Below are 22845 nucleotides of genomic sequence, written 5' to 3'. Positions count from 1 at the left end.
TTCTCGGTATTCCTCAGCATTGTCGGGGAGTATTCACGAAAAACAGTCAGTGATGAAGCCGAGGCATGCTACTGCTTTGAGTACATGTTCTCTACAGGCGGACCAAGCGGAGTCCCTCGGGGGGTGACCCCGAGGCGGTTCACAAGCTGATTGCTATTCACACAGACATTCGTGGCCTTGTGAAGACCGCCCGAGGACGAACTCGTGGACCTCCTGAGCGAGAGCATACATCGCTTTGGCGCGGTCCGCTGCCGCGAGGCCGTCCTGATAGTATGTCTTCGCCCGATGGTCACGCCACAGGTCCGCGAGATCATTCGCCGTCGACTCCGAAAAGATACCAGCCGACGCTGCTTCTCGATATACACCAGGATGGGTTCCGGGCAAGTCTGTCGGCTCCATCATCCCCCGTTCGAGCAGTCTAAACTCGACCGTTCGCTCCATCGCCACAAACGACGCCTCAATGACAAGCGTGTAGTAGCCTTGCTCCTGCAGTGCTTTTGCTCCAGCGAGTAGTCGACACGCCTTCCTGAGCTGGAGTAGCGCAGCGTCAGAAACGTTGAGTCCGGCCTCGATATCGGTGGGCCGATGGTCAAAGGCGGCCTGTGCATCGTTCAATAGTTGCTCGATACGCGTGCTACTCATCGGCGAACACTCCCTTTCGAATCGACTGGAGTTGCTCACTCCCGACGACAGTGATGCTCTCGTCGAACACCTCTTCGAGCTTCGATCCCGCTCGGATTGCGCTGTCGACAGACTCGACGTACGGTTCGAACGCGAACCGGTCGCCATCGAATCGCTCTTCGGAGAGGGTGCTTACCACATCGGTCACAAGTCTGCGGGCAGTCGTCCGGTCACCCTCGACGACGACGAATAGGTCGATATCACTCCGCCTATCAGCCTCGCCACGGGCGACACTGCCAAAGACGACGACCCCGACGAGTTCGTCGATTACATCGGTTTCTTCGATACGGTTTCGAACGCGGTCGACGAACGCCCGAACCGGCTCGTGAAATGCAGTTTGTTCGATAGCGAGCACAGGGTCGTCCTTTTCGAGGCGGTCCGGATCTATCGAGACGTAGTTTCGCTGTGGTGTCTCGCGGACGCGAACGACGCCGAGCGTTTCGAGCAGGTCGACCGCCCGCCAGACCGATGAGCGGGCCGCTCCCGTCGTATCGACGAGTTCGGGAATGGTGAACTCCGTCTCATGGCTGTCGACGAGGAGTCTAAGTATCTTATCGGCCGCACTAACTCGAAAGATATCGACTTCGCTCCCTATCGCGACGTCGATACAGACCGTCGGATATCGTTCCATCTCCTCGGACACTGTCCGAAGATACGAAACGAGGTATAAAATAGTTTGTGAGGGAGTACAGTCCATATCGGAAACGGCTGCTTTTCAACTGAAGCGGTAGCGCCGAGTCCCCTTCCTCAAGGAACGAGCGAAGTTCTGGACTCACTCGTGCATAGTCGACCACACTTCTCCCTGACAGAAGTGTTATCGTGGCACTCAGTAATCGAGTCACCACCCACGACAGATGGCTCGCTCTCCACCCACCGACAGCACCCTCCCAGTCCCTGCAGAAGACGCAGACACGTATATCCGAATACAGCCAGCTGAGGACTCGCTTGACCCGGCCGGCGTCGAGGCACAGATCCGCCGACTTCATCGACTCGTAACACCAGCGAAAACGGGCTGGCTGGCACGCCTCCGTGACAGTGCAGAACCACCGACCATCGAATGGCTGCTGGTCGGCGACGAGACGGGCGGTGCCTATTACGTCACGACCGACCATCAAGAGACGCTCTCGGCACTCGAAAGTACGCTCAGAGCGCTCTTTCCGGATTCGTACGCGTTCGAGCGCGTCCACGAACCCAGAGCTGGCGTTCTCGGCGACCTCGTCACGCCATTCCCATCGGAGACCACGGCCGCAGCCGTCTCCTACGAACGCGAGACGGCACACCCCAAAGACTGGCAGATACCGCTCGCACCGTTCGAATCGTTCTATGAGGATAGAGACGATGCGGATGGCCACGGCCATCGCATCCCACTCGCGGGCGTCATCGAGACTATCGCGAACAGTCCCGTCACAATCGCGTTTCAGATACTTATCCAGCCGAAAGCCGACTGGTCGGCCGAACTCGCTGACCGGAAACTCGCCATCGCGACCGGCGAGGATACGCTCGGGGGGTCGATTGCGAACGCAGTTTTTGGCTCACCAGACCCAGACGATCAGCTACTCCTCGCGGATGACGAACGCCGACTGACGGAACTCGACGAGCGCGACCCTCGGTGTTCATTTGACGTCAACGTTCGCGCCGTCGTCGCGCCGGAACCATCCATGGACGGCCCGACTACAACGGACCACCTACCCAAAACGATCGCCGACGAACTGTCGACGGCCTTTGCACACGTCTCACGGACGACGCACGACATTACGGGTCACGTCTCGACTGGGAGCGATGTCGAGCGAATCAGACAGCAGCTCGAAGAGGGGACGTTTCTGACCGCGAATGCACGCCTCACCGACCGACTTCCATGGTCATCGGTCCGTCACCCAACGCTGGTCGTCGACGCCACCGAACTCGGCGGCCTCTGCATACTCGATGGCGCTGGGCTCACCGCAGCGGGTCGGCGCTGTCTCGATGCAACGCCGACCGACCGCCAGTCCCTCTCGCAACCACCGGAAAGCCAACTCACACAGTATCGAACCACAGGTCTCCCGATCGGCCATCCACTCACACAGGACAACACACCCGACCCTGACCCACTCGCGCTCCCACCGGAACTCCAGTCACTCCATCTCGCGTGGTTCGGCAAGACTGGCTCCGGGAAGTCGACGAGTCTCATCAACGCCATCCTCGACAATCACGAGGCCACAGACGGCGCGGACATCCTCATCGACCCGAAGGGTGATGGAATGCCCCTCGAATACATGTGCGCTCACTACGAGCGCTACGGCACACTCGAAAACGTCCTGTACTTCGACTGCGCGACGCTGTTACCTGCCTTCTCGTTTTTCGATATCCGAGACGAACTCGAAGAGGGGATTTCCCGCACGTCAGCGGTGGAAGACCGTGTCGATCATTATATCGAGATACTCATTCAACTGATGGGCCGTGACCGCTTCGAGCAGGCGGTTCGCTCGCCGGACATCATCCGGTATGTGACGAAAGCCATGTTCGACCCGGTGAGCGGGTCGGATGCCTTCAGCCACCGCGACCTCCACAGTGCAGTGCAAGAAATGCACGACCGGAATACGGCGCCGCCTGTCTCGGACGGCGACCTCGAACGCATGCTGGCTGGCGTCGTCGCGAACAGCGCTCGGACGTTCGACGAGCTCATGCAGGGAGTGGCGAACCGTATCGAGAAAGTCCCGGTCAATCCCCGACTTGCACGTATCTTCAATCACGTCCCTGACCGAACCGATAGTGACGACCCGCACTTCGACCTCCGTGAGTATCTGGATGAAGACGTGGTCATCATCTTCGATACGGGCGGCCTCCGGAGTGAGTCACAGCGAGCACTTGCACTGTTGATCCTCTCGAATCTCTGGTCGGCGCTCAAACGCCGTGCCAGCGACGTGCCACACCAGCGTGGTGCGCACGCTGAATCCCAGGACGACGAAGACGAACCCACCGATATGGACCGACCGCTGGTCAACGTCTACGTCGAGGAGGCTGCAAGTATCGCCGTCTCCTCGCTCCTTTCGGAACTGCTCTCACAGTCTCGAAGCTTCGACTGTGCGCTGACGCTGGCCATGCAGTTTCCCGCCCAACTGCAAGAAACGAGCGACCGTGCCTATCGCGAGGTACTGAACAACGTCTCGACCATCGTCACCGGTAACGTCGCCGTCGACGACCAGCTCGCAACGCGGCTGGCGACCGACGAGATGGGCGTTCGAAAGGTGGGGAATCGACTGCGCGCACTCCGACGCGGCCAATGGTTCGTCTCGCTCCCTGCGGGCTTCGACGAGGACGAACCCGCGCCGTTTCTGGTGCGCTCGCTCACCCCGCCCGCGGGCCACCCAGCGTCGACGACGCCCGCCCGTCGACGAGGGTTCCAGCGCGCGACCCAGCGTATCGAGGCGCGGATGAAAGAGCAAGTAGCACTCCGCCTCGTCGAACCGAGCCCGGCCGAGACTGCCGATACTGAAGAGGAAACAGAGCCACCACAGCGAGTCGACAGCGCCTTGCCCTACACGAATCGGCTACCGCCGACGGTCATCTATGACGCTTCGATACACAGCCTTGCCTGCTGTGAGTGTGAGAGTCGGTATGACCCCGATGGGCCAGGGATGTGCCGCGCAATCGAATGCTGCTCTATACTCGATGAAACTGATCCGGACGACATCCCCATCTGTGAGGTAAACCTCAAACTCACCCCCGGAGAACGCGAAGAAACGGAGTTTTCGGATAGACAGCTCATGTTCGTTCAGGCGGTGTACAACGCTCAGCAACTGCGGTATACACCACCGGAATACGACCTTCTCCACGACAGCATGCTCCGGTTACAGGAATATCTCGATATCCAGAGCGATGCGATTCGAGACCTCCTTGATGCAGGCGTGCTCACGCACGATGCAGACCGGCCACACAAGCTCTATACCGTGACACCTGCGGGCCGCAGCCTTATCGGCGAGCACTATCGCAAGGGCGTCGATTACGGCCACGGAAAGGGTGACTTAGAGGAGACGAGCGAGCACGTCCTCGCCGTCGAGGTCGGTCGTCGATATCTTGAAGCTGAGTATGGAGACGACCCGGAGTCACCGGTCGAAGAAGTCATTCCGTATTTCGAACTCGACGAACGTGACCGCAGTGCTGTCCCCGCAGCGAGTGCCATGGGTGGCAGCGAAAACGAACTCAGCGACGCCGCAAGTGAGTACGACCGTCATCGAATCGATGTCGTCGGCCTCGACGGTGACGGCCGTATCCGCATCACGCTCGAAGCCGAACGCATCAATCACGACGTTCGCCGTGCAGTACCCGAAGACTTCGATAAGATGGCGGCCTGCGATCCCGATGAAGCGATTTGGCTGGCGATGTCGCATGCAGAGGCCCACCGCATCCTCGACGCGCTCAACGACCCGCTAGAAGGTGCGCCACGCATCGAGAAGACCTACGCCAAGAGCACGCCCGCCAACCAGTTCCGTCTGGATACCCCCGGCTGTACGGGGATGTACACGGTCGAGCAGGTCCGGGATATGGTCTACGAACACTCGGCGTGAGACGCCGGGTGGGCGACGACCGAGACTGGCGACAGTACCCTCCGCGTCGCGATCGACCGGGATACCCAGTACGAGGCCGATCGTGGCCTGCTCGACCACGTCTTCGAGAACCTGTTTCGAAATGCTGTCACTCACAACGACGAACCGGTGACCGTGACCGTGGGTTCGCTCGAAGACCGACCAGGCTTCTACATCGCCGACGACGGAACCGGGATCCCGCCCGAAGAAGTCGATGCCGCCCTGGAGTACGGCTACTCGACGGCGGGGTCGGTCTCTCGATCGTCAGCGAGTTCGTCGAAGCGCAAGGATGGGAAGTGACGATTACGGATGCCGAGGGTGGTGGGGCGAGGTTCGAGATAGACACTGAGTGACCCGCTCTCCGTCGGCTCTCGTCTGCGGCGGTACCGAAATGGGAGACGAAGGCCCTGACCCTTAGCCCGGGGAGGAGGGCAAGGCCACGCTCACAGGTCGCCACGATCGCGGCTGAGTGCCGCGTCTCTCGGCCGCCAGCACATTCCGAGAGGCGAGTCCCGAAGCACACATCCGCGGGGGAGCCGCTCACAGCCTCGCGTTCGCCGACGTTCTGAGTCGGGACCAGTACACCGATGTCGTCGGGATCCGCGTTCGCTCTCAGCCGTGTCTCTCACTGGTCTTCGTAGAGCGCTCCTCTTCACCGCCGGGCGGCGAGTGTAGGAACGGGTTTGGTCTGTTCGTCAGTCTACGAGTACTAACGCCGCGCTAGTCGGCACAGAGGTGTTCCAACCTTGGGAAAATCCCCGCCTAGGAAGGGGTGGTGTGTGGAATCCGTCGCTAGGCTACTCTGTGTGGTGTGTGAGTATCTGCGAATGCGTCAGTCGGCGTCACGGTGATTCTTGTGAATACCCCGGCGTGAGTCGCTCTCGTTGCCGTCGACGGGTTTCAGCTTGCTGACCCGCGGTCGCCAAAACTCACAGGAATCTGTATAGTCGTCTCAGTTCGGGCTTCAAGGTTGTCGCAGTCTCTCGGTTTTGCCTAACCTTGGGACTACTCGGGAATCTGTGAGGTTGGCCCGCGATTCGTGTCGTGCGATCAGTATCGCCGTCGGTGGGCCCACACGATGCCGTCGGCGAGACTGCCCCGTCGACGCATTCGCGAGGGCGACGCCAACCTTTGGTTCCCGATATTCACCTGCCTACTAGCGGGGGATTCGTGAAAGGTTGGCCGTGGTGTCGTGACTCGTTCCCATGCTTAACCAACAGACTCCCGGAATCCAGTCTTTGTTGGTTAATCGCTCGACAAAGAACCGAAGTCGATTCTCGGAGGTGGACCGGAAACGTGCACCTCCGCAACCGTCACAATCGCCCTGCCCTCACTCGTCTGCGTCACCCAACTTCCGATACGTCGCCGCCCGCGATTCCCACACCTCGCCCATCGCCTTGCGAACGTCGACGTAGAGGTCGTACAACTCGGCGTACGTAGGGACAACGTCGTCCCGGGGCGTATAGCGCGTCGCCACGCCTGCCATCTCGCCGACGGCCGCTTCCAGCGAGTCGTACTCCTCCAGTCCGACCGCGAGGACGATTGCCGCGCCCTTCGCGCCTAACTCCGAGCCGTCGGGGACGACCACGGGGCGGTCCAGACAGTCGGCGATGAGTTGGGGCCAGAGGTCCGACAGCGTTCCGCCCCCGCTGAGAGCGACGCGCGTCGCGTCCGTCGGGAGGTGACCGTTGCAGTCACGAATCGCCAGCGACAGCCCCTCGTACACCGCACGGGCGAGGTGGTCGGTGTCGTGGTCGGGCGTGAGGCCGACGAACTGGCCGCGAGCGTTCGGGTCGACGAACGGGCCGCGCTCGCCGGTCGGACTCAGATAGGGGTGATAGCAGACGCCGTCGCTCCCCGGAGGCGCGTCGGCCGCCCGTGTCTCCAATGCATCCACGTCCTCGACACCGGCGAGCGTCTCGGCGGCCCAGTCGAGACTCGGCGTCCCGGCGTTCGAACCGATGGCGTAGGTCCACAGGCCCTCCATACCGAGGGCCATCTGGATGCCCGAGCGCGTCGGTTGGGGGCCGTCGACGAACACCTGATGGGTGAGGGAGGTCCCGAGCGTGACCGCCGTCCCGCCGGTGGTCGCGGTGCCGCTTCCGATACCCGATGCGGGTACGTCGAACAGGCCCGTGACGACCGGCAAGCCTTCGGGAAGTCCGGTTTCGTCGGCGGCGGCCTCGGTAATGAGTCCGGCCACCTCCGTCGGTGCGGCCAGTCGGGGGAGCACGTCTTTCGCGCCTTCCAACCCCACCAAGTCGAACACCGAGCGGTCGTATTCGCCGGTCGCCGAGTCGAGATACGGGACTGTCGCCTCGCTGTGGTCGGTCGACCGGTCGCCGGTCAGTCGGAACTTCAGCCAGTCCTTACAGGAGAGTATCGTCCCGACCCGGTCGAACGCGTCTGGTTCCTCACGAGATAGCCACGCCAACAGCGGGAGGCTCATCCCCGGGTAGGGAGCGGACCCACACTGGTCGACGATAGTGTCGAGCGTGCCGTCTTCGTCCCACTCGCTGAGGATATCGGCCGCCCGACTGTCCGACCAGAGGACGGCGTTTCGGACAGGCTCACCGTCCTCCGTGACGGCCCACAGACCGTCGCCCTGTCCGGTGAGGCCGACGCCCCGCGGCCGGGTGTCATCGGGGAGTGCCGCGACCACCTCCCGAATCGTCGCCACCGCTCGCTCGTACACCCGCGGCATCGACTGCTCGGCGTGACCGGGTTCGGGGTGATACGTCTCCGTCTCGCGGGTGGCCGTCGCCAGTTCGGTCCCGTCGAGGTCGAACGCGACGGTCTTGACGTTCGTGGTGCCTGCGTCGACGGCGACGAGGGCGTCTCGGGTCATGAATGGAAGGCGTCTCGCATCTGTCTGTGTTGTCTCTCCTCGCCTAGCGCCTCAGAACGTACACCCGGTCTCCTCGCAGGGACGGACCGTGTCCTCTCCGGCCACCTTGTTCAGGAGTTCGACCTCGGTCCCCTCGCCCGCTTCGACGATTTCGCCCGTCCAGACCGGATTGACCGACTGGTGGTCACACTCTCGGTAGGAGGTTTCGCCGAGGACCGTCGTCATCTGGAGGCCTTCCAGCGTATCCCTGACGGTTTCGTGGTCGGCGGTCCCGGCTTCTTGAATGCCCTTGGCAGCGGTCCGGACGAGTTCGTAGCCGACGCGGGCGAAGTTGCCGGGCGGGGTGTCGTACTCGCTCTGGTAGGCCTCGACGAACTGCTGGTTGTCGCCGCTCTCGAGTTTGTGGTTGTACAGCGTCGAGGAGTACGTCCCGACGGCGGTCTGACCGAGCGCCTGTCGGCTGACCTGCGCGAACAGTGCCGTCCCGATGATTTCGACTTCGTCTTTCAGGCCCGCGCTCGCCGCCTGATTCATGAAGTTGATGAGCGCGCCGCCGGTTTCGGGGATGACGAGCACCTCCGCGTCGGAGTTCGAAATCTGGCTTATCTGCGGGCCGAAGTCGGAGGTCCCTTGGTCGGGCATCGTCTCGCCGACGAGTTCCACGTCCAAGTTCTGCTCTTCGATGCGGCGGTCGAGTTGGGCGCGCGCGGACTGACCGTAGGCCTCGTCGGTGCTGTGGAACCACCATTTCGTCCCGAGTTCCTCGGCGGCGAACTCGGTGAGGCCCGCCATGTGCTGGGCCGCGTTCGACTCGTAGCGGAAGGTGTTGGCGTTGCAGTCCTCGCCGGTGAGCGCGACGGTCGCGGCCCCGGACATGTACAGCGCCTCTTGCTGGCCGACGTAGTCGGCGACGGCGAGCGAGACGGAACTCTCCAGCGCGCCGACGACCAACTGCGCGCCGTCCTCTTCGACGACCTTTCGGGCCTTCTCGCGGCCGGTCGCGGGGTCGGTCTGGGTGTCCTCGTAGACGGCCTCGATTTCGAAGTCGAAGGCGTCGCTCTCGTTGACGTACTGGACGCCCAGTTCCGCGCCCTGTCGCTGTGCCCCGCCCAGCGGCGCGGAGGGGCCGCTCGTCGGGACGAGCACGCCCACGTTCACCGTCCCGATGTCGGCAGGGGTGGTTTCCGTGTCGGCGTCGGTGTCACCCTCGCCGCCGTCGCCGGTCTCTTGGACACAGCCAGCGAGGCCGGTCGAGACGGCGAGTGCGCCGCCGCCCATGTACTGGAGTGCTCGTCGTCTGCTCAGTCCGGTCGCCGCGGCGTCGTCCGCGGCCGTCGCGTCTTCGTCAGTAGGCATGCCACCTCGTATCGAGGTTTAGAACTAAAGCATGTTGGTGTGACACACAGCGTGTCAGGTCGACGGAATTAGCTGGAACGGATGTCCGACTCGAAGACGGCGGTCTCAGTCGTCCGCGACGGCGGGTGCAGTCGGCGTCGCCGAGTCCATCTCGACCTGTTCGGACATCGGCGACCACTCTAAGTCCGCCTCGTAGTGGAAGGCGCGGTGGTCCTGGGTCGGGTCGACGACGGTCAGCGAGAGCCAGTCGTTGTCCAGCAGTTCGGTCAGGTCCTCGTGGTCGGCAAGCACGTCCGTTACGCGCTCGACCGGCGCGTGGACGACCGTCGAGAGGCGAAGCGGCTGGTGGTACGGATCGTCGTCGTCGGCCAGCAGCGATTGGAGCGGGAGGCCGGTCATCAGGTCGCCACCGTTGCCCTGGTAGACGCCGACGTTCCCGACCGGGTTCTGGGTCACTTTCGACCCGCTCCCGTACACTGCGTTGTCGACCGTCGAGAAGTAGTACTGCGTGTTTATCCACTGGGTGACGACCATCGGCCCGGTGAGAATCGCTTCCAGGGCATCACCGTCGGGGTCGGTCGACCAGTCGTAGGAGTGGAGGAACGCGCGGCCGTCGAGGTCCACGTCGCTCGTCAGGTCGCGGGGACCGACGACGAATCCGGCGTTACCGGCCAGCCCCCACTCGGGGCGCGTCTCGGCCCAGTCGGCGGCGCGGCGCTCCGTCTCGCTGACGCCCGTCGAACCGTCGGCGTCCATCGAGTCGGTGCGCTCTGCGGTCGCGTGCTCGCGGGCAGTAGCGAGGTCCGCGCGCAGTTGTTCGAGGTCCTCGGCGTGGCTTTCGGGCACGTGGCCGTCGTACAGTTCGACTTCGTCGGTGGTGGTGTTGTGCTGCCCGGCGAGGAAGACGGTGTCGTCGGGCAGGTCGAAGCCGCGTTCGCGCAGGGCCGCCGCGACTTCGTCGTCGTTGCAGATGGCCGCGAGGACGCGAGCGCTGGGGCCGCCGGGGTTGCCAGCGCAGGCCCCGCAGTCAAGACTCGAGTCGTAGGGGTTGTTGGCCGTCTCGCTGGCGTGGCCCGTGAAGACGACGAGACGCCCGAACGTCTCCCAGCCCATCAACTCGAAGGCTGTCGCAGCGTACTCGACTTTCTCCTCGTGAGTCATGCCGACCGGGAGGTCGCCAGCGTACGTGTGCTGGTGGTGGACGACCTGGTCGCAGAACTCGTGTTCGTCGGGCACCGCGTCGTCGGCGCTGTCCAGCAGGTCGTAGACGCGGCCGGGGACGAGCGTGCGGGCCGCGAGCGCGAGTCCGTAGCCGCTGCCAGCGCTCTCGACGAAACCGAAGGCGGTGGCGGGGTTGGTCTTCAGCGTCTCGACGACTTCGCCCGCGGCCTCGCGGAGACTCGACCGACGGTCGTGAGTCGCCTGTACGTCGTCGTCCGCGGGCATCTCGGTAATGCGGTGCTGTGGGTCGAGAATCGGCGGGCAGGCGTCGACCGACACCTCGGCGTCGTAGCCGTCGTACTCCATCGGAATACCGAAGAACCCGGCGTAGCCGTGGGTATCGTAGTCGCCGGTCGTCTCGATATGACGGCGGATGACCTCAGAACGCGTGTCGATACAGAACACCAGTTGCGCGTCCGGGCGACCCGATGGCTCGCTGTCGGCGAGGGCCTCGCTCTCGGCGGCGACGTGTTCGACGACCTCACTGCGGTAACTCGCCTCCCACGCGCTCAGGAACGCTTCGGCGAGTTCGTCGCTCGCCTCGGCCGCGGCGCTCTCGGGGCCAGTCGAGGGTGTGATATCGACACCGAAGGCGTCCAGCAACGCGAGGCGAACCGCCAGATACCCCTCTAGCGTGATGGGGTGCGTCGACTGCCACGCGCCGTCGTCGTCGGCGCGTTGTTTGATGAAGCCGGTCCAGCCGGGGAGCGCGGTGAGTTGCTCCTCGAAGATGGGGACCCACTGGCTCTCGGCGTACGGTTCGAGCACGGACTCGATGGTCTCGGTCGGGGACGTCGGGAGGTCGGCGACGACCCCCTCGTCCGGAATCTGGCTGTCGTAGGCGGCCACCGACCGGACGGCGCTGTAGAACCCGTCCTCGCGGTTCGGCATCGACCACTGCGCCTGGCCTTCGTCGAGGAACGCCGACAGCCACTTCGTCAGCGCGTGGTCGACCCGCTGGGCGTCGGTGTCGGGGCGCTCCGTCTCGACGGTGGTGTCCAGTTCTTCCAGCAGGGTCTCGGGGTCGCCTTCGTAGCCGCGTTCGGCCAGTTCCGACTCGAGTATCTCGGGGTCTATCTGCCCGTCGTCGAGGGCGGCTTGGAACGTCTCCGAGCGTGGATAGCCGCGGCCGCCGAGGAGGTCCGCGGCCTGGGTGACGGCCTCGCTGAACGGCATGTCCTCGAAGCCCGAGAGCGGGTTGGCCGTCACGAACGAGTGAATCGGCCAGACCGACCCGACGGTGGTCGCGGCTTTGTCGATGCTGTCTTCGATAGCGTGTTCAGTACTCATTGTAGTCCTCCGTAGTGGTCAGCACAGTGCTGGAAGCGGGTTGGCTCGCGTTCAACAGCGCGACGTAGAGGCGCTGGCTGCGCTCGTGGACGCCCGCCTCCATCGCGACGTAGACGGCGAGGAAGACGAGGGCGAGGACGCCGTGGAGCGCGGTCAGTTCGGTCGGCGCCGAGACGACCGGGAGTCCGGACAGTAGCGCCGAGATGCCTTCGTAGACGAACGCGTAGACGGCGATAGCGGGGATGAAGACCAGCGGGACCGCGCCGTAGCGGGCCGTCGCCGGGAGCGAGGTGTGTGCGACGGCGTTACGGGCCGCGTGCAGCGTGGTGAGTACCACGAACAGGACGAGCAGGAGTCCGCTGTCGAGACTCGTGCCCTTCCCGGTGAGAACCGCGAACAACGCGCCACCCGCCAGTCCGGTTGCGACGGTGACCACGACGCCCGCGAGCGTCGTCTCGTGGGCGTCGCTCTCGCCGGGACCGGTGCGCTCGACCTCTCCGCCCGCACTGAGGAAGTGATACGCCTTGTAGAAGCCGTGCAGAACGAGGTGGGTGATAGCGGCCCCGAAGAAGCCGAGGCCAGCCTGCATGAGCATGAAGCCCATCTGCCCGACCGTCGAGCAGCCCAGTTCGCTCTTGACGTCCGTCTGGACGGTCTTCAGGAGCTTTCCGAGCAACGCACTCGTCGCGCCGACGACCACGATAGCGAGCATCAGGGTGGCGTCGACGGTCACGACCGGGGCGAACCGGGCCAGCAGGATGCCGCCCGCGTTGACGAACCCGGCGTGCATCAGCGCCGAGGCGGGCGTCGGCGCAGTCATCGAGGAGAGCAGCCAGCCGTGGAACGGGACCAGTGCGGACTGAATCATCGCCGCGAGGACGAGTGCGGCCACGCCGAGGAGCCATACCGCACCGCCGAGGCCGTCGGCGGCCGCGGCGAACCCGGACACCGTCGTCGCGCCCGTTGCCCACCATAGCGCGGTCAGTGCGACACCGAGGAGCGCGCTGCTGGCGAGGAAGTACTTCCGGGCGACGCTTGCGGCGACCTGTGCCTGCGTCCAGCCGTCGGCGAGACCGATGAGTTTCGCCATCAACAGGCCCATAGCCAGCCAGAGCAGCCAGAACAGCGCGACGTGGTCGGCCGCGACGAGCCCCATCACGACGACGGTGAAGCCGAACACGGTCGCGAAGAAGCTCGTCTCGCGGGCACTACCGGCCATGTAGCGGCGCGAGTAGCTGTGGACGATACCGCTGAAGAACGTGACGACCACCCACAGCAGGACGGTCAGGCCGTCGACGACGACGAGACCGGGGACCTCCCACGCACCACCGAATCGGACTCGGGCGACGAGGGCGGCGATGCTCGCGGCGAACAGCGACCACACGAGCCACGTTAGTGCGACGGGCACGGACGGCGATTCCACCGTCGTGTCCGGGAGCGCTCCGATCGTCGGTTTCGAGGTACGTTCTGACATCGTTCAGTTCGTCGTTCGACCGTTCGCGGTCGCCGAGGCGCGTCGGCTTCCGTTACTGGTCGTCCTTATCCACTCTAGATAACAGACTGTCTATTAAATCTATCTAAATTCACAGACTGTTCGCAAATAAGCAATTATAGAACATTATGTTTTATCGACCGACACTCGAACACCTCAATGGCGAGAGTCAGCGCAGGCGACTGCTATCCGTACCGGCGTGTCTTCGGGGAGACGGGCCCGGTGGCATCGACCGACAATAGCGGGTCGTGGCTGCAGTCAGTCATCGCGGACGAGGTGAGGGCGGTCGTCCAAGTGGCAGCACCATCTCCCCAGTCCCTCGGCGAGTCGGGCCGCGATTCTCTCCGGCGGAGACACCACCAACTTCAGAAGGATTTACCGAATCGTTCGATATCCTCACTCCTGCTACCAAATCGTTAGTCGAGTGGGTGTCGGGACGAGAGAACACACGTGCGCCCCTCAGTGACCCGTCCGCTGGCGCGAGAACTGGAGCGTCGCCCGTCGCCGCGTCAGGCGTCGTCCGCTGTGGAGCGCTCGGAATCGAACTTGCCGAACGGCGTCGTCTCGTGTTCCCGAACGAGCACTTCGTCGGCAACGGTGAGTCCCATATCGAGGAGTTCCTGTGCGACGGGCGTGATGTCGTCGTCAGATTCGCCGACGGCAGTCACGAGGAGGTTCTGTTCGCCGGTGACCAACTCTTGGACCGAGACGACGCCCTCGATGCCCAGAATGTCCGGGACGAGTTCGCCCCGCTCGGGTATCGACGCGGTGCAGAAGAGCAACATTCGGAGCGGATAGCCCGACCGCTGGTAGTCGACGCTGGCACTGTAGCCTTTGATTACGCCGTCGGATTCGAGACGCTGGATGCGCTTGCGGACGGTACTGTCCGAGGTGCCGGTCCGCTCCGCGATGTCTCCGGACGACATGTTCCGAGCGTCTTCCTGGAGTGCATACAGGATTGCCCTGTCCACGTCGTCGATCTCCTCGTCGGCCATACCACTGTCTCCGAGACACGGGCACTTTACTCTTTGATGTGGCTCGGGTACGCCGTCGCGTTCTCCGCGTGCGCCTGCTCGACGGGCTACTGACCCACGCCGAGATGCCGGTCCAGCACCTCGCCGTCGGCCCGCAATTCGTCTGCCGGACTGCCGTGGACGACCTGCCCGTTCGCGACGACGTAGACGTAATCACACACGTCGAGGGCGACGTGGACGTTCTGTTCGACCAGCAAGACGGTGAGGCCGTCGGCTCGCAGTTCACGGACCACGTCGATGACTCGCTCCACGATGAGCGGGGCGAGGCCCTCGGTCGGTTCGTCCAGCAAGAGGCAGTCCGCGCCGCTGACCAGCGCGCGGGCGATGGCGAGCATCTGCTGTTCGCCGCCGCTGAGCGCGCTCCCGGGGGCGTGTTCGCGCTCGGCGAGGTTCTCGAAGGTCGCCAGTACGTCCTCGATACTCCGCCCGCCGCCGGACCCGCCCAACTCCGCGAGTTCGAGGTTCTCGCGAACGCTCAGCGAGTCGAAGACGCGCCGTTCCTCGGGCACGAGCGCGATGCCTTCGGCGACCGTTGCTTCCGGCCCCATTCCGGCGATGTCGACGCCGTCGTAGGTTATCGACCCGCTCCGGGGCGCGAGGTTGCCCATAATGGTCCGCAGCGTGGTCGTCTTTCCGACGCCGTTGCGGCCGACGATGCCGACGACTTCGCCACGGCCCACGTCGAAGCCGACGTTCTGGAGGACCGTCGTCGCGTCGTACCCGGCGCTCACGCCCTCGACGCGCAGCAGGGGGTCGTCGAGGCGGTGCGTCGCCGGTCGTCCGTCGGACGTATTCGTCATGCGTCGTATCCTCCGAGATAGGCCCGCTGAACCTCGTCGTTGTCGGCGATTTCGCCTGGCGTTCCGGTCGCAATCGACTGCCCGCCGTTGAGAACGGTGATGCGGTCGGAGATGCGCATCACGAGGTCCACGTCGTGTTCGACCAGCACGAGCGTCTTCTCGGCGAGTACGTCTTCGACGAGGTCGATGGTCGCGGCCGTCTCCTCGCCGCTCATCCCCGCGGTCGGTTCGTCGAGCAACACGACTTCGGGGTCGGTCGCCAGCACCAGCCCGAGTTCGAGGCGGCGGCGGTCGCCGTAGGCGAGCGTGCTCGCTTGGGCGTCGGCGAGGTCGGCGAGGCCGACGCTGTCGAGGACCGAGTCGGTCCGCTGGTCGACCGCCGCCAGCGACTCCGTCCCGACGAACAGTTGCTGTGCCGTCGAGAGGTCGCCGAACTCGGCGGCTTGGGCGGCGAGGCGGACGTTCTCTCGCACCGAGAGGCCGTCGAACACCGTCGTCAACTGGAACGACCGCGCCAGTCCGCTCTCGACGCGTTCGGCGGGCGACTGGGCGGTGATGTCCGTCCCGAGGAGCGAAATCGTCCCCGAACTCGGCGTCAGTGCCCCGCTGATGAGGTTGAATAGGGTCGTCTTACCGGCCCCGTTCGGGCCGATGACGCTCCGGAACTCGCCGCGCTCGATAGACAGGTCGACGCCGTCGACGGCCCGGAACTCGCCGAACGCTTTGGTGAGGCCTTCGGTGCGGAGGGCGATGTCGCCCGTCTCTCGGTAGCCGGGTTCAGTCATCGGTTTCGACCTCCCGAGGCCGGGTGTCGCCGACGGCGTCGTCCTCGCGGCCGCCGACCAACCCGTGGAGACGCATCGGCAGCGATACCAGTCCCTTCGGCAGGAAGAGGACGACGAGGACGAACATGGTCCCGAGCAGGAGTCGCCACCACGGGATAATCGACGAGAGACGTTCCTCGAAGACGGTGAACACGGCCGCGCCGAGCATCGGGCCGTAGAGCGTGCCGGACCCGCCGAGGACGGTCATCACGACCACGTCGCCGCTGTTTATCCAGTTCAACAGCGAGGGGCTGGCGAACCCGCTGTTGAGCGCGAACAGCGCGCCCGCGACTCCGGCGAGCGTCCCGCTGACGGTGAACGCGCGGCGCTTGAACGCCTGTACGTCGTAGCCGACGAAGCGCGCGCGGAGTTCGCTCTCCCGAACCGCCTGCAGGACGGTCCCGAAGGGCGAGCGCATCAGGCGGCGGACGAACAGGTACGCACAGACGGCCGTCGCGAGCACGAAGTAGTAGAACAGCGAGTCACCGGTGAACGCGAACGGTTCGATGCCGACGAGGACTTCGCTGAAGCGAAAGCCGACCGGACCGACGCCGTAGAACGGTTCAGGCGCGCCGAACAGGCCGTTACTCCCCCCGGTGAAGTCGACTTTGACGGCGGCCTCGCGGACGATTTCGGCGAAGGCGAGCGTCATCATCACGAAGTAGACGCCGGAGACGCGAATCGAGAGGCGGCCGACGACGGCGGCGGCCAGCGCGGAGACGGCCATCGCGAGCGCCAGCGCGACGAACGCCGACGGCGTCACGTGGAGCAATACGAGGACGACGGTGTACGCGCCGAGGCCGTAGAACAGCGCGTGCCCCAGCGAGATGAGGCCCGAGTAGCCGAGGACCACGTCGAGGCTCAGCGCGAACAGCGCCCAGATGAGCGCCGTCGTCAAGAGCGAGACGACGAACCCGGAGTAGAGGACGCCCTCGAACACCGGGACGAACGCGAGGAGGGCGACGACGGCGACTCCCAACCGGGTGTGGAGGCGGTCGCTGAGGACGCCCCCACCCAGGCCACTGACGAAGTCGCTCGGCTCGGAGTCGCCCGCGTCGACGCTGTCGCCGCCGCCGCCGAACAGTCCCTCCGGGCGGACGAGCAACACGGAAATCATGAGCGCGAAGATGAGCATCCCCTGTAACTCCGGCAGGAAGGTGCTGACGACGCTCTGGATGACGCCGACGACGAGGCCGCCGACGACGGCCCCGCGGAAACTCCCGAGGCCGCCCAACACGACGATGACGAACGCCGGGATGATGACGGCGTTGCCCATCTCGGGATTCACGTTCTGGTAGCCGCCGAGGACGACGCCGCCGAACGCGGCCAGTGCCGCGCCGAACCCGAAGACGAGCGTGTAGTAGCGGTCGATATCGATGCCGAGGTTCCGGACCATCTCGCGGTCTTCGGACCCCGCTCGAACCACGAGGCCGAATCGGGTGTGCTGGAGCAACGCCCACGTGACGAGGGTGAGCGCCGCTCCCGCGAGAATCATGAAGTAGTTGTACCGCGAGTAGGAGAAGCCCAAGAGGTCGACGGCCTGATTCAGCACCGACGGCGGGGAGATGAGTTTCGCGTCCGTGCCCCAGGCCAACTGCTTCACGTCGTAGATGATGAGCAGGAGACCGAACGTGAGCAGAATCTGTGCGAGTTGGCCGCGGCCGTAGACGCGGTTGATGAGGCCGCGTTCGAGGAGTGCTCCGATACCGCCGACCAGCAACGGAACGACGACGAGCGCCAGCCAGAACCCGCCCTCGCCGAAGCCGACGACCATCGAGAACGCGAAGTACGCCCCGAGCGCGAGCAGTTCCCCGTGCGAGAGGTTCAACACGTCCATCACGCCGAAGACGATAGAGAGGCCCGCGGCGACGAGGACGTAGACCATCCCGATAGTCAACCCGTTGAGGAGAATTTCGAGGAGTTGCAGCGCCGAGACCATACGAGAGCTATCTAAGTGCCGACGCTATCGCTGAATAAATGTATCGGGATTGGGGTCGACTGCCGCTGCGCGGACCGACGCGCTCCCGCTTCTCGATTCGGACCGCATCGGTTCGTCGGCCCTATGGTAGCGGTCAGTCAGTCGAGTTGACTGCGTCGAACTGCTGGGGGCGCACGAGGGAGTCGTTGGCCTGCCTGTCGAACACCATCGCGAACAGGAGGAACAGCAACCCGGTCACGACCAGCAGCGTTGAGAGCAGGCCTTCGAAGAGGACGCTCGCGTTCGCGGTGAAGAAGCTCCACAGGGTGTACAGCCCCCCGAACGTGCCAAAGCCCGTGATTCCCGCACCGAACACGTAGAAGAACACCAGCGGGTGGCAGTCCACGATGAAGTACTTGGTCTTCAAGCGCCACAGAAAGCCAGTCAGCAACAACAGTGACACCTTCGGAATGTACGACGAGTATCGGATGTGGCTCTCTTCGTCGGAGTAGTTTACAGCGGTCGGTACGTCGGCGATGCGTGTTTCAGTCACGTTGAGTTTGATGAGCAACTCGTTACAGTAGCCGTATCCCTCGTAGAGGTCCTCGACGCCCACTGCTTTGAGTGCCTGCCGAGAAATCACGGTGTAGCCGTTCTGCGGGTCCATGACTCGCCAGTACCCGCTCGCGATCTTCGTCAGGAACGTCAGGATGGAGTTGCCGACGAGCCTGAAGGTCGGCATCTCGCTCCGGTACTCTCGATACAATAGCCTGTTTCCCTTCGCGTACCCCGCCTTCTCGTCGACTATCTGATCCAAGAGGAGCGAGAGCATCTGCGGGTCCATCTGACCGTCACCGTCGATGGTCGCGACGGCATCCACGGCGTCGACGAGGGCCGCGAGATACCCGGTCTTAATTGCGCCGCCTGCCCCCTGATTCGTGCCATGTTGTATCGCGACGACGCGGCCGTGTCGAACCACTCGGTCTGTCCGGTCGGTGAGTGCGGTGTGAACGCTATCGTTCGTTTCAGCCATCGATTCGAGATTCCAGTCCCGTTTCAACGCAGCCGCTCGGTCGGTCTCGTTCTGTTCGGCTATCTCGCTGGGTTGGCGCGGTTTGGGTCCCTCACTCGGCGCCCGCCGGTCCATTCCGCCGTCGGCCTGTTTCTCCCGTGATACCGACTCGCTGGCGTCGGTTGTCGCCGCTGCGAGTATTTGCCCCCACGTGCCGTCAGTCGAAGCGTCGTCGACGACGTATATCCGGTCGACGTACTCGGGGATATCTTGAATGACGCTGCCGATGAACTGTGCTTCGTTGTATGCTGGGATAACCACGCCGACGGTGCTGCTTGCGTACATGGTTACAGTCCTCGGTAGAGAAAGCCCTGCTCAATCGCTTCCTCGTAATCGTAGGTCCCCGTCACGTCGACCATCAGCGGTAGCTCGTTCATCTCACCGCTCAAGGCCCCGAGGTCCAACGATTTGAACTGGTCATGTGGCGTAGTTACAAGTAGCGCATCGAAATCCTCGACTGACAGTTCGTCTTGGACGGTGATGTCGAAATTGGACCGAATCTCTTCGTTCGGTGCGTGTGGGTCGATTCCGACCACCTCGCCGATGTCCTGTAACCGGTCGATTGCGTCTTTGAGTACGGGTGAGCGGATATCGGTCGTGTTCGGCTTGTAGGCCAACCCGAGAACGAGTATTCGAGGGCTGCTGTTCTTCGATTCTGACAACTGTCCCCCGTCGGCGTTCACGGCTTCTGGCTCTGCGTCCAGTATTTGCATTCGCTCCGTAAGTCCGTTGGTTGTAATCCTGGCAATGTGGGCCGCAAAGTCGCTATTGACCTCCCGCGCGGCCCGCATGACAGAAAATTCGAATCCGTGTTGCTCGAACTTCCAAATTAAGTATTTCGGGTCGACGGGAATGCAGTGGCCACCCACGCTCCCCGGGTGGTACTCGTGGAAGTTCCACTTCGTCGATGCGGCGTCGATTACCTCACGCGCGTCTATCGGGATATCCACCTGCTGACAGCCGAGTGCGAACTCGTTCATCAGCGCGATGTTCACGTCACGTTGGGTGTTCTCCAGGCATTTGGCGGCTTCAGCGATTTCCATCGTTCGCGTCGTGTGGATACCTGCGTCGACGATATCGTCGTAGAGCGAACGGAGCCGATTGAGGGCCGTCTCGTCGTGGCCGCTGACGATTTTGACGATATCTTCGATGTCTTTGGCGGAGTTTCCGGGAACGATCCGCTCCGGCGAATAGCCGACGAAGAAGCCTTCCCCGGCGACCCGTCCGGATTCTCGTTCCAGTGCCGGAAGGAGGACTTCACGCGTTGCACCCGGGAAGACCGTCGACTCAAGGACGACTGTCGAACCCTCGGTGAGATGATTGCCGACGGTCTCACCGGCGGCCTCGACGAAAGACAAATCCGGTCGTCCCGTCTCGTCGATGGGAGTCGGCACTGTGATGATGTAGTAATCGCTGGATGCAATCGTCCTCTGATCGGCGGTAAACGTGATATTGCTCCGGCGGACGGCTTCCGAACCCACTTCGGTGGTTGGGTCGTCTCCTCGATTGAAGGCTTCGACTTTCTGTTCGTCCGTGTCGTAGCCAACAACGTCGTATCCTTCGGCATCGAGTGAGAGTCCGAGAGGTAGCCCGACGTATCCCATCCCGACGATGCTCACAGAAGTCATGACGCGAAAAGGGGCCATTGGAATCTATTTAGTTATAAATACCTTTTTGTATAAATCGTGGCTTAGAAGGTCTCAGGGTGGTGATTAGACAACTCTATATCGGATATAAGACAAGAATACTTGCGAGTTTACGACGCGTTCGGCCCCGATAGCACAGATTCACTGTCCTTACTCGAAATTCTCCAAACGTTGAATATTTCACCCGATATCTGAACAACGTACCCGATGCGGGACGGGTACAATAATCACTTGCTTGAACTCGGTAATCTCGATAATCCTCTACCCGGACACAGCGTTCCGTCAGTACCGTCTGAATTTGAGTTGTCACAGACGCTGGCACCAAGCGGGATATCATCTCTATAACTAACCGGTAGACGAATCTCTGAAAGTTTAGCGCGTCCGGAGGAGAAAATCTACGAACTCATTGTTTGCTCCGACGCATCCGTGGTGAACGGCTATCATGCAAACTCTGGTAATTGGTCTCGACGGTGTCTGTCTGTCCGTACTCGAACCGCTGATGGACGAGGATGTCGTACCGACCCTCGCCGAAATCCGGAGTGGCGGTGCCGCGGGGCCGCTCCGGTCACAACTACCGCCATGGACACCCAGTGCGTGGCCCTCGATGTACACGGGTGTCAACCCCGGTAAACATGGCGTCTACAGTTTTCTTCACTTCGATGGCTACGACTGGGACGTGGTCAACCGTTCACACGTAAAGGAGTTCGCGGTCTGGGAACTGCTCTCGATGAACGGTTTTAGTTCGGTCGTTCTCAACGTCCCAGCCACGCATCCACCACGTGAGTTCGATGGGGTTCTCGTACCCGGATACATCGCTCCCGAGGGGGCAGCGTGCCATCCATCTGGCGTCTGGACCGAACTCCAGGAGGAACTCGGCGGATACTCGCTCTACGCCAATACACTCAGAGCCAACGCGTCGGACGGGGGCTTGGCTGAGGGACTGTCACGGCTTACGCGAATGCGCGGCGACGCGTTCCGCTATCTTGTCGAGAAACACGACCCGGACTTCGGCTTCGTGCAGTTCCAAGCGACCGATACCGTCTACCACCAATTTCCCGGTGACGAAGCGGTCATTCGCGGGGTCTACAGCGCTGTCGACCATGAGGTAAGTCAAATTCTCGACGCCTGTAACCCCGACCTGACACTGGTAGTAAGCGACCACGGGCTCGGTTCTATAGATGGTCGCGAATTTCGAGTCAACGAGTACCTCAGAGAAAACGGCTACGTCGCTACAACGACGGGAAGCGGAATGCCGTCTTGGAAGTCACTCGCCGCCGACGAAACGGAGAACGCTGGGTGGACCGATGCAGCGGAGTCGCTAGCTGCGAAGACGCTTGAACAAGCTGCGCGCATCGGAATTACGAGCCAGCGCATCGGGGCTGTTCTGCGACGCCTCGGGGTGGAGGACAGGGTCCTCGAAACGGTACCGATAGACCTTGTCCGCGCGGGAACCGAACAGACCGACTTCGCGGCGTCGACCGCTTACATGCGGGTTCGAACGGAGATGGGCGTTCGCCTCAATCTCGAAGGCCGAGAACCGGACGGCGTCGTCTCACCGGAGAACTACGAGCAGATTCGCACCGAGTTGATGAAGGCGTTGGAGGGAGTGATGACACCGGAGGGGGACCCGGTCTTCGAAGCCGTCTACCGACGCGAAGCGGTGTTCGACGGCCCCTACGTCGACGACGCACCGGATATCGTGACCGTCCCGAACCGCTTCGACCATTTCTTGGTGGCAACGCACAAGGGAGCGACGTTCGGGGATCCGACCGAACCGTGGGAACACAAACGTGACGGGGTCGTCATGGCGACAGGCGACGACATAGATCCGGAGACGAATCTCGATGGGGCACACCTCTTCGATGTCACACCGACGATTCTGACGAGTTTCGGGCTTCCGGTCGGCGAGCGGATGGACGGCGGCCCGCTCTCTGTCGTCGACTCAGCTGCGCGAACCACGTACCCTTCCTTTTCCCCGGCTGAAACTGTTGCGACTGACGATGTCGCCGTTGAGGACCGACTATCGGACTTGGGATATCTGGAGTGACTCTCCGGGAACTCGTCCGGTCGTGCAGTCGGACCACCACACCCGACGTAGCGC

The 22845-nt window shown here is 63.0% G+C and carries 15 protein-coding genes; 3 read left to right on the top strand and 12 right to left on the bottom strand.

Annotated features, from left to right (window positions below):
• Positions 1–153 precede the first annotated feature (153 nt).
• Complete coding sequence (locus NJQ44_RS15885) at positions 154–642, bottom strand: DUF8154 family protein (protein ID WP_254272310.1); 489 nt, start codon at positions 640–642, stop codon at positions 154–156.
• The gene (locus tag NJQ44_RS15880) at positions 635–1312 is read right to left on the bottom strand and encodes a nucleotidyltransferase domain-containing protein (RefSeq protein WP_348533087.1); all 678 of its coding nucleotides are present in this window, start codon (positions 1310–1312) and stop codon (positions 635–637) included. Before NJQ44_RS15880 ends, NJQ44_RS15885 begins: the two co-directional genes overlap by 8 nt.
• 223 nt (positions 1313–1535) lie before the next feature.
• On the opposite strand from NJQ44_RS15880, the gene NJQ44_RS15875 reads away from it, so the two are divergent.
• Both NJQ44_RS15875 and NJQ44_RS15870 read left to right on the top strand, forming a co-directional pair.
• Positions 1536–5225, top strand: a complete 3690-nt coding sequence (locus NJQ44_RS15875; RefSeq protein WP_254272308.1) for an ATP-binding protein — start codon at positions 1536–1538, stop codon at positions 5223–5225.
• A gap of 51 nt (positions 5226–5276) precedes the next feature.
• The gene (locus tag NJQ44_RS15870; RefSeq protein WP_348533086.1) at positions 5277–5543 is read left to right on the top strand and encodes a sensor histidine kinase; all 267 of its coding nucleotides are present in this window, start codon (positions 5277–5279) and stop codon (positions 5541–5543) included.
• A 1030-nt stretch (positions 5544–6573) separates the two neighbouring features.
• Here NJQ44_RS15870 and NJQ44_RS15865 read toward each other — a convergent pair.
• From NJQ44_RS15865 to NJQ44_RS15820, 10 genes are all read right to left on the bottom strand, one after another.
• Positions 6574–8091: an FGGY-family carbohydrate kinase gene (locus tag NJQ44_RS15865; RefSeq protein WP_254272307.1), complete on the bottom strand. Its 1518-nt coding sequence runs from the start codon at positions 8089–8091 to the stop codon at positions 6574–6576.
• A 51-nt stretch (positions 8092–8142) separates the two neighbouring features.
• Positions 8143–9447, bottom strand: a complete 1305-nt coding sequence (locus NJQ44_RS15860) for an ABC transporter substrate-binding protein (RefSeq protein WP_254272306.1) — start codon at positions 9445–9447, stop codon at positions 8143–8145.
• A 105-nt stretch (positions 9448–9552) separates the two neighbouring features.
• Entirely contained in the window at positions 9553–11958 is a 2406-nt protein-coding gene (locus NJQ44_RS15855; RefSeq protein ID WP_254272305.1) for a DUF2309 domain-containing protein, read from the bottom strand.
• On the bottom strand, positions 11948–13432 hold the full coding sequence (locus NJQ44_RS15850) for a proton-conducting transporter transmembrane domain-containing protein (RefSeq protein ID WP_254272304.1): 1485 nt from the start codon (positions 13430–13432) through the stop codon (positions 11948–11950). The genes NJQ44_RS15855 and NJQ44_RS15850 overlap by 11 nt, the downstream gene beginning before the upstream one ends.
• A 527-nt stretch (positions 13433–13959) precedes the next feature.
• The gene (locus NJQ44_RS15845; RefSeq protein WP_254272303.1) at positions 13960–14445 is read right to left on the bottom strand and encodes an Lrp/AsnC family transcriptional regulator; all 486 of its coding nucleotides are present in this window, start codon (positions 14443–14445) and stop codon (positions 13960–13962) included.
• Between the two features lie 86 nt (positions 14446–14531).
• Entirely contained in the window at positions 14532–15284 is a 753-nt protein-coding gene (locus tag NJQ44_RS15840) for an ABC transporter ATP-binding protein (protein ID WP_254272302.1), read from the bottom strand.
• Positions 15281–16069: an ABC transporter ATP-binding protein gene (locus NJQ44_RS15835; RefSeq protein WP_254272301.1), complete on the bottom strand. Its 789-nt coding sequence runs from the start codon at positions 16067–16069 to the stop codon at positions 15281–15283. The genes NJQ44_RS15840 and NJQ44_RS15835 overlap by 4 nt, the downstream gene beginning before the upstream one ends.
• The gene (locus NJQ44_RS15830; RefSeq protein WP_254272300.1) at positions 16062–18047 is read right to left on the bottom strand and encodes an ABC transporter permease; all 1986 of its coding nucleotides are present in this window, start codon (positions 18045–18047) and stop codon (positions 16062–16064) included. The genes NJQ44_RS15835 and NJQ44_RS15830 overlap by 8 nt, the downstream gene beginning before the upstream one ends.
• A 133-nt stretch (positions 18048–18180) precedes the next feature.
• Positions 18181–19383, bottom strand: a complete 1203-nt coding sequence (locus tag NJQ44_RS15825) for a glycosyltransferase family 2 protein (RefSeq protein WP_254272299.1) — start codon at positions 19381–19383, stop codon at positions 18181–18183.
• 2 nt (positions 19384–19385) lie between these two features.
• Positions 19386–20726 (bottom strand): nucleotide sugar dehydrogenase, encoded by a 1341-nt coding sequence (locus NJQ44_RS15820; RefSeq protein ID WP_254272298.1) that lies wholly within the window; start codon positions 20724–20726, stop codon positions 19386–19388.
• Between the two features lie 460 nt (positions 20727–21186).
• On the opposite strand from NJQ44_RS15820, the gene NJQ44_RS15815 reads away from it, so the two are divergent.
• Positions 21187–22791 (top strand): alkaline phosphatase family protein, encoded by a 1605-nt coding sequence (locus NJQ44_RS15815; protein WP_254279277.1) that lies wholly within the window; start codon positions 21187–21189, stop codon positions 22789–22791.
• Positions 22792–22845: the final 54 nt, after the last annotated feature.

The sequence above is a fragment of the Haloarcula marina genome, from assembly GCF_024218775.1.
GTDB lineage: Archaea > Halobacteriota > Halobacteria > Halobacteriales > Haloarculaceae > Haloarcula > Haloarcula marina.
The sequence above is the reverse complement of the archived record's forward strand: the minus strand, read 5'-3'. Positions and strand labels throughout refer to the sequence as shown.

Bases quoted from the DNA above. Each gene is read 5' to 3' on its own strand.
- NJQ44_RS15815 (WP_254279277.1), top strand. From the start codon at position 21,187: ATGCAAACTCTGGTAATTGGTCTCGACGGTGTCTGTCTGTCCGTACTC.
- NJQ44_RS15845 (WP_254272303.1), bottom strand. From the start codon at position 14,445: ATGGCCGACGAGGAGATCGACGACGTGGACAGGGCAATCCTGTATGCA.
- NJQ44_RS15825 (WP_254272299.1), bottom strand. From the start codon at position 19,383: ATGTACGCAAGCAGCACCGTCGGCGTGGTTATCCCAGCATACAACGAA.
- NJQ44_RS15850 (WP_254272304.1), bottom strand. From the start codon at position 13,432: ATGTCAGAACGTACCTCGAAACCGACGATCGGAGCGCTCCCGGACACG.
- NJQ44_RS15820 (WP_254272298.1), bottom strand. From the start codon at position 20,726: ATGACTTCTGTGAGCATCGTCGGGATGGGATACGTCGGGCTACCTCTC.
- NJQ44_RS15830 (WP_254272300.1), bottom strand. From the start codon at position 18,047: ATGGTCTCGGCGCTGCAACTCCTCGAAATTCTCCTCAACGGGTTGACT.
- NJQ44_RS15860 (WP_254272306.1), bottom strand. From the start codon at position 9,447: ATGCCTACTGACGAAGACGCGACGGCCGCGGACGACGCCGCGGCGACC.
- NJQ44_RS15835 (WP_254272301.1), bottom strand. From the start codon at position 16,069: ATGACTGAACCCGGCTACCGAGAGACGGGCGACATCGCCCTCCGCACC.
- NJQ44_RS15880 (WP_348533087.1), bottom strand. From the start codon at position 1,312: ATGGAACGATATCCGACGGTCTGTATCGACGTCGCGATAGGGAGCGAA.
- NJQ44_RS15865 (WP_254272307.1), bottom strand. From the start codon at position 8,091: ATGACCCGAGACGCCCTCGTCGCCGTCGACGCAGGCACCACGAACGTC.
- NJQ44_RS15855 (WP_254272305.1), bottom strand. From the start codon at position 11,958: ATGAGTACTGAACACGCTATCGAAGACAGCATCGACAAAGCCGCGACC.
- NJQ44_RS15885 (WP_254272310.1), bottom strand. From the start codon at position 642: ATGAGTAGCACGCGTATCGAGCAACTATTGAACGATGCACAGGCCGCC.
- NJQ44_RS15875 (WP_254272308.1), top strand. From the start codon at position 1,536: ATGGCTCGCTCTCCACCCACCGACAGCACCCTCCCAGTCCCTGCAGAA.
- NJQ44_RS15840 (WP_254272302.1), bottom strand. From the start codon at position 15,284: ATGACGAATACGTCCGACGGACGACCGGCGACGCACCGCCTCGACGAC.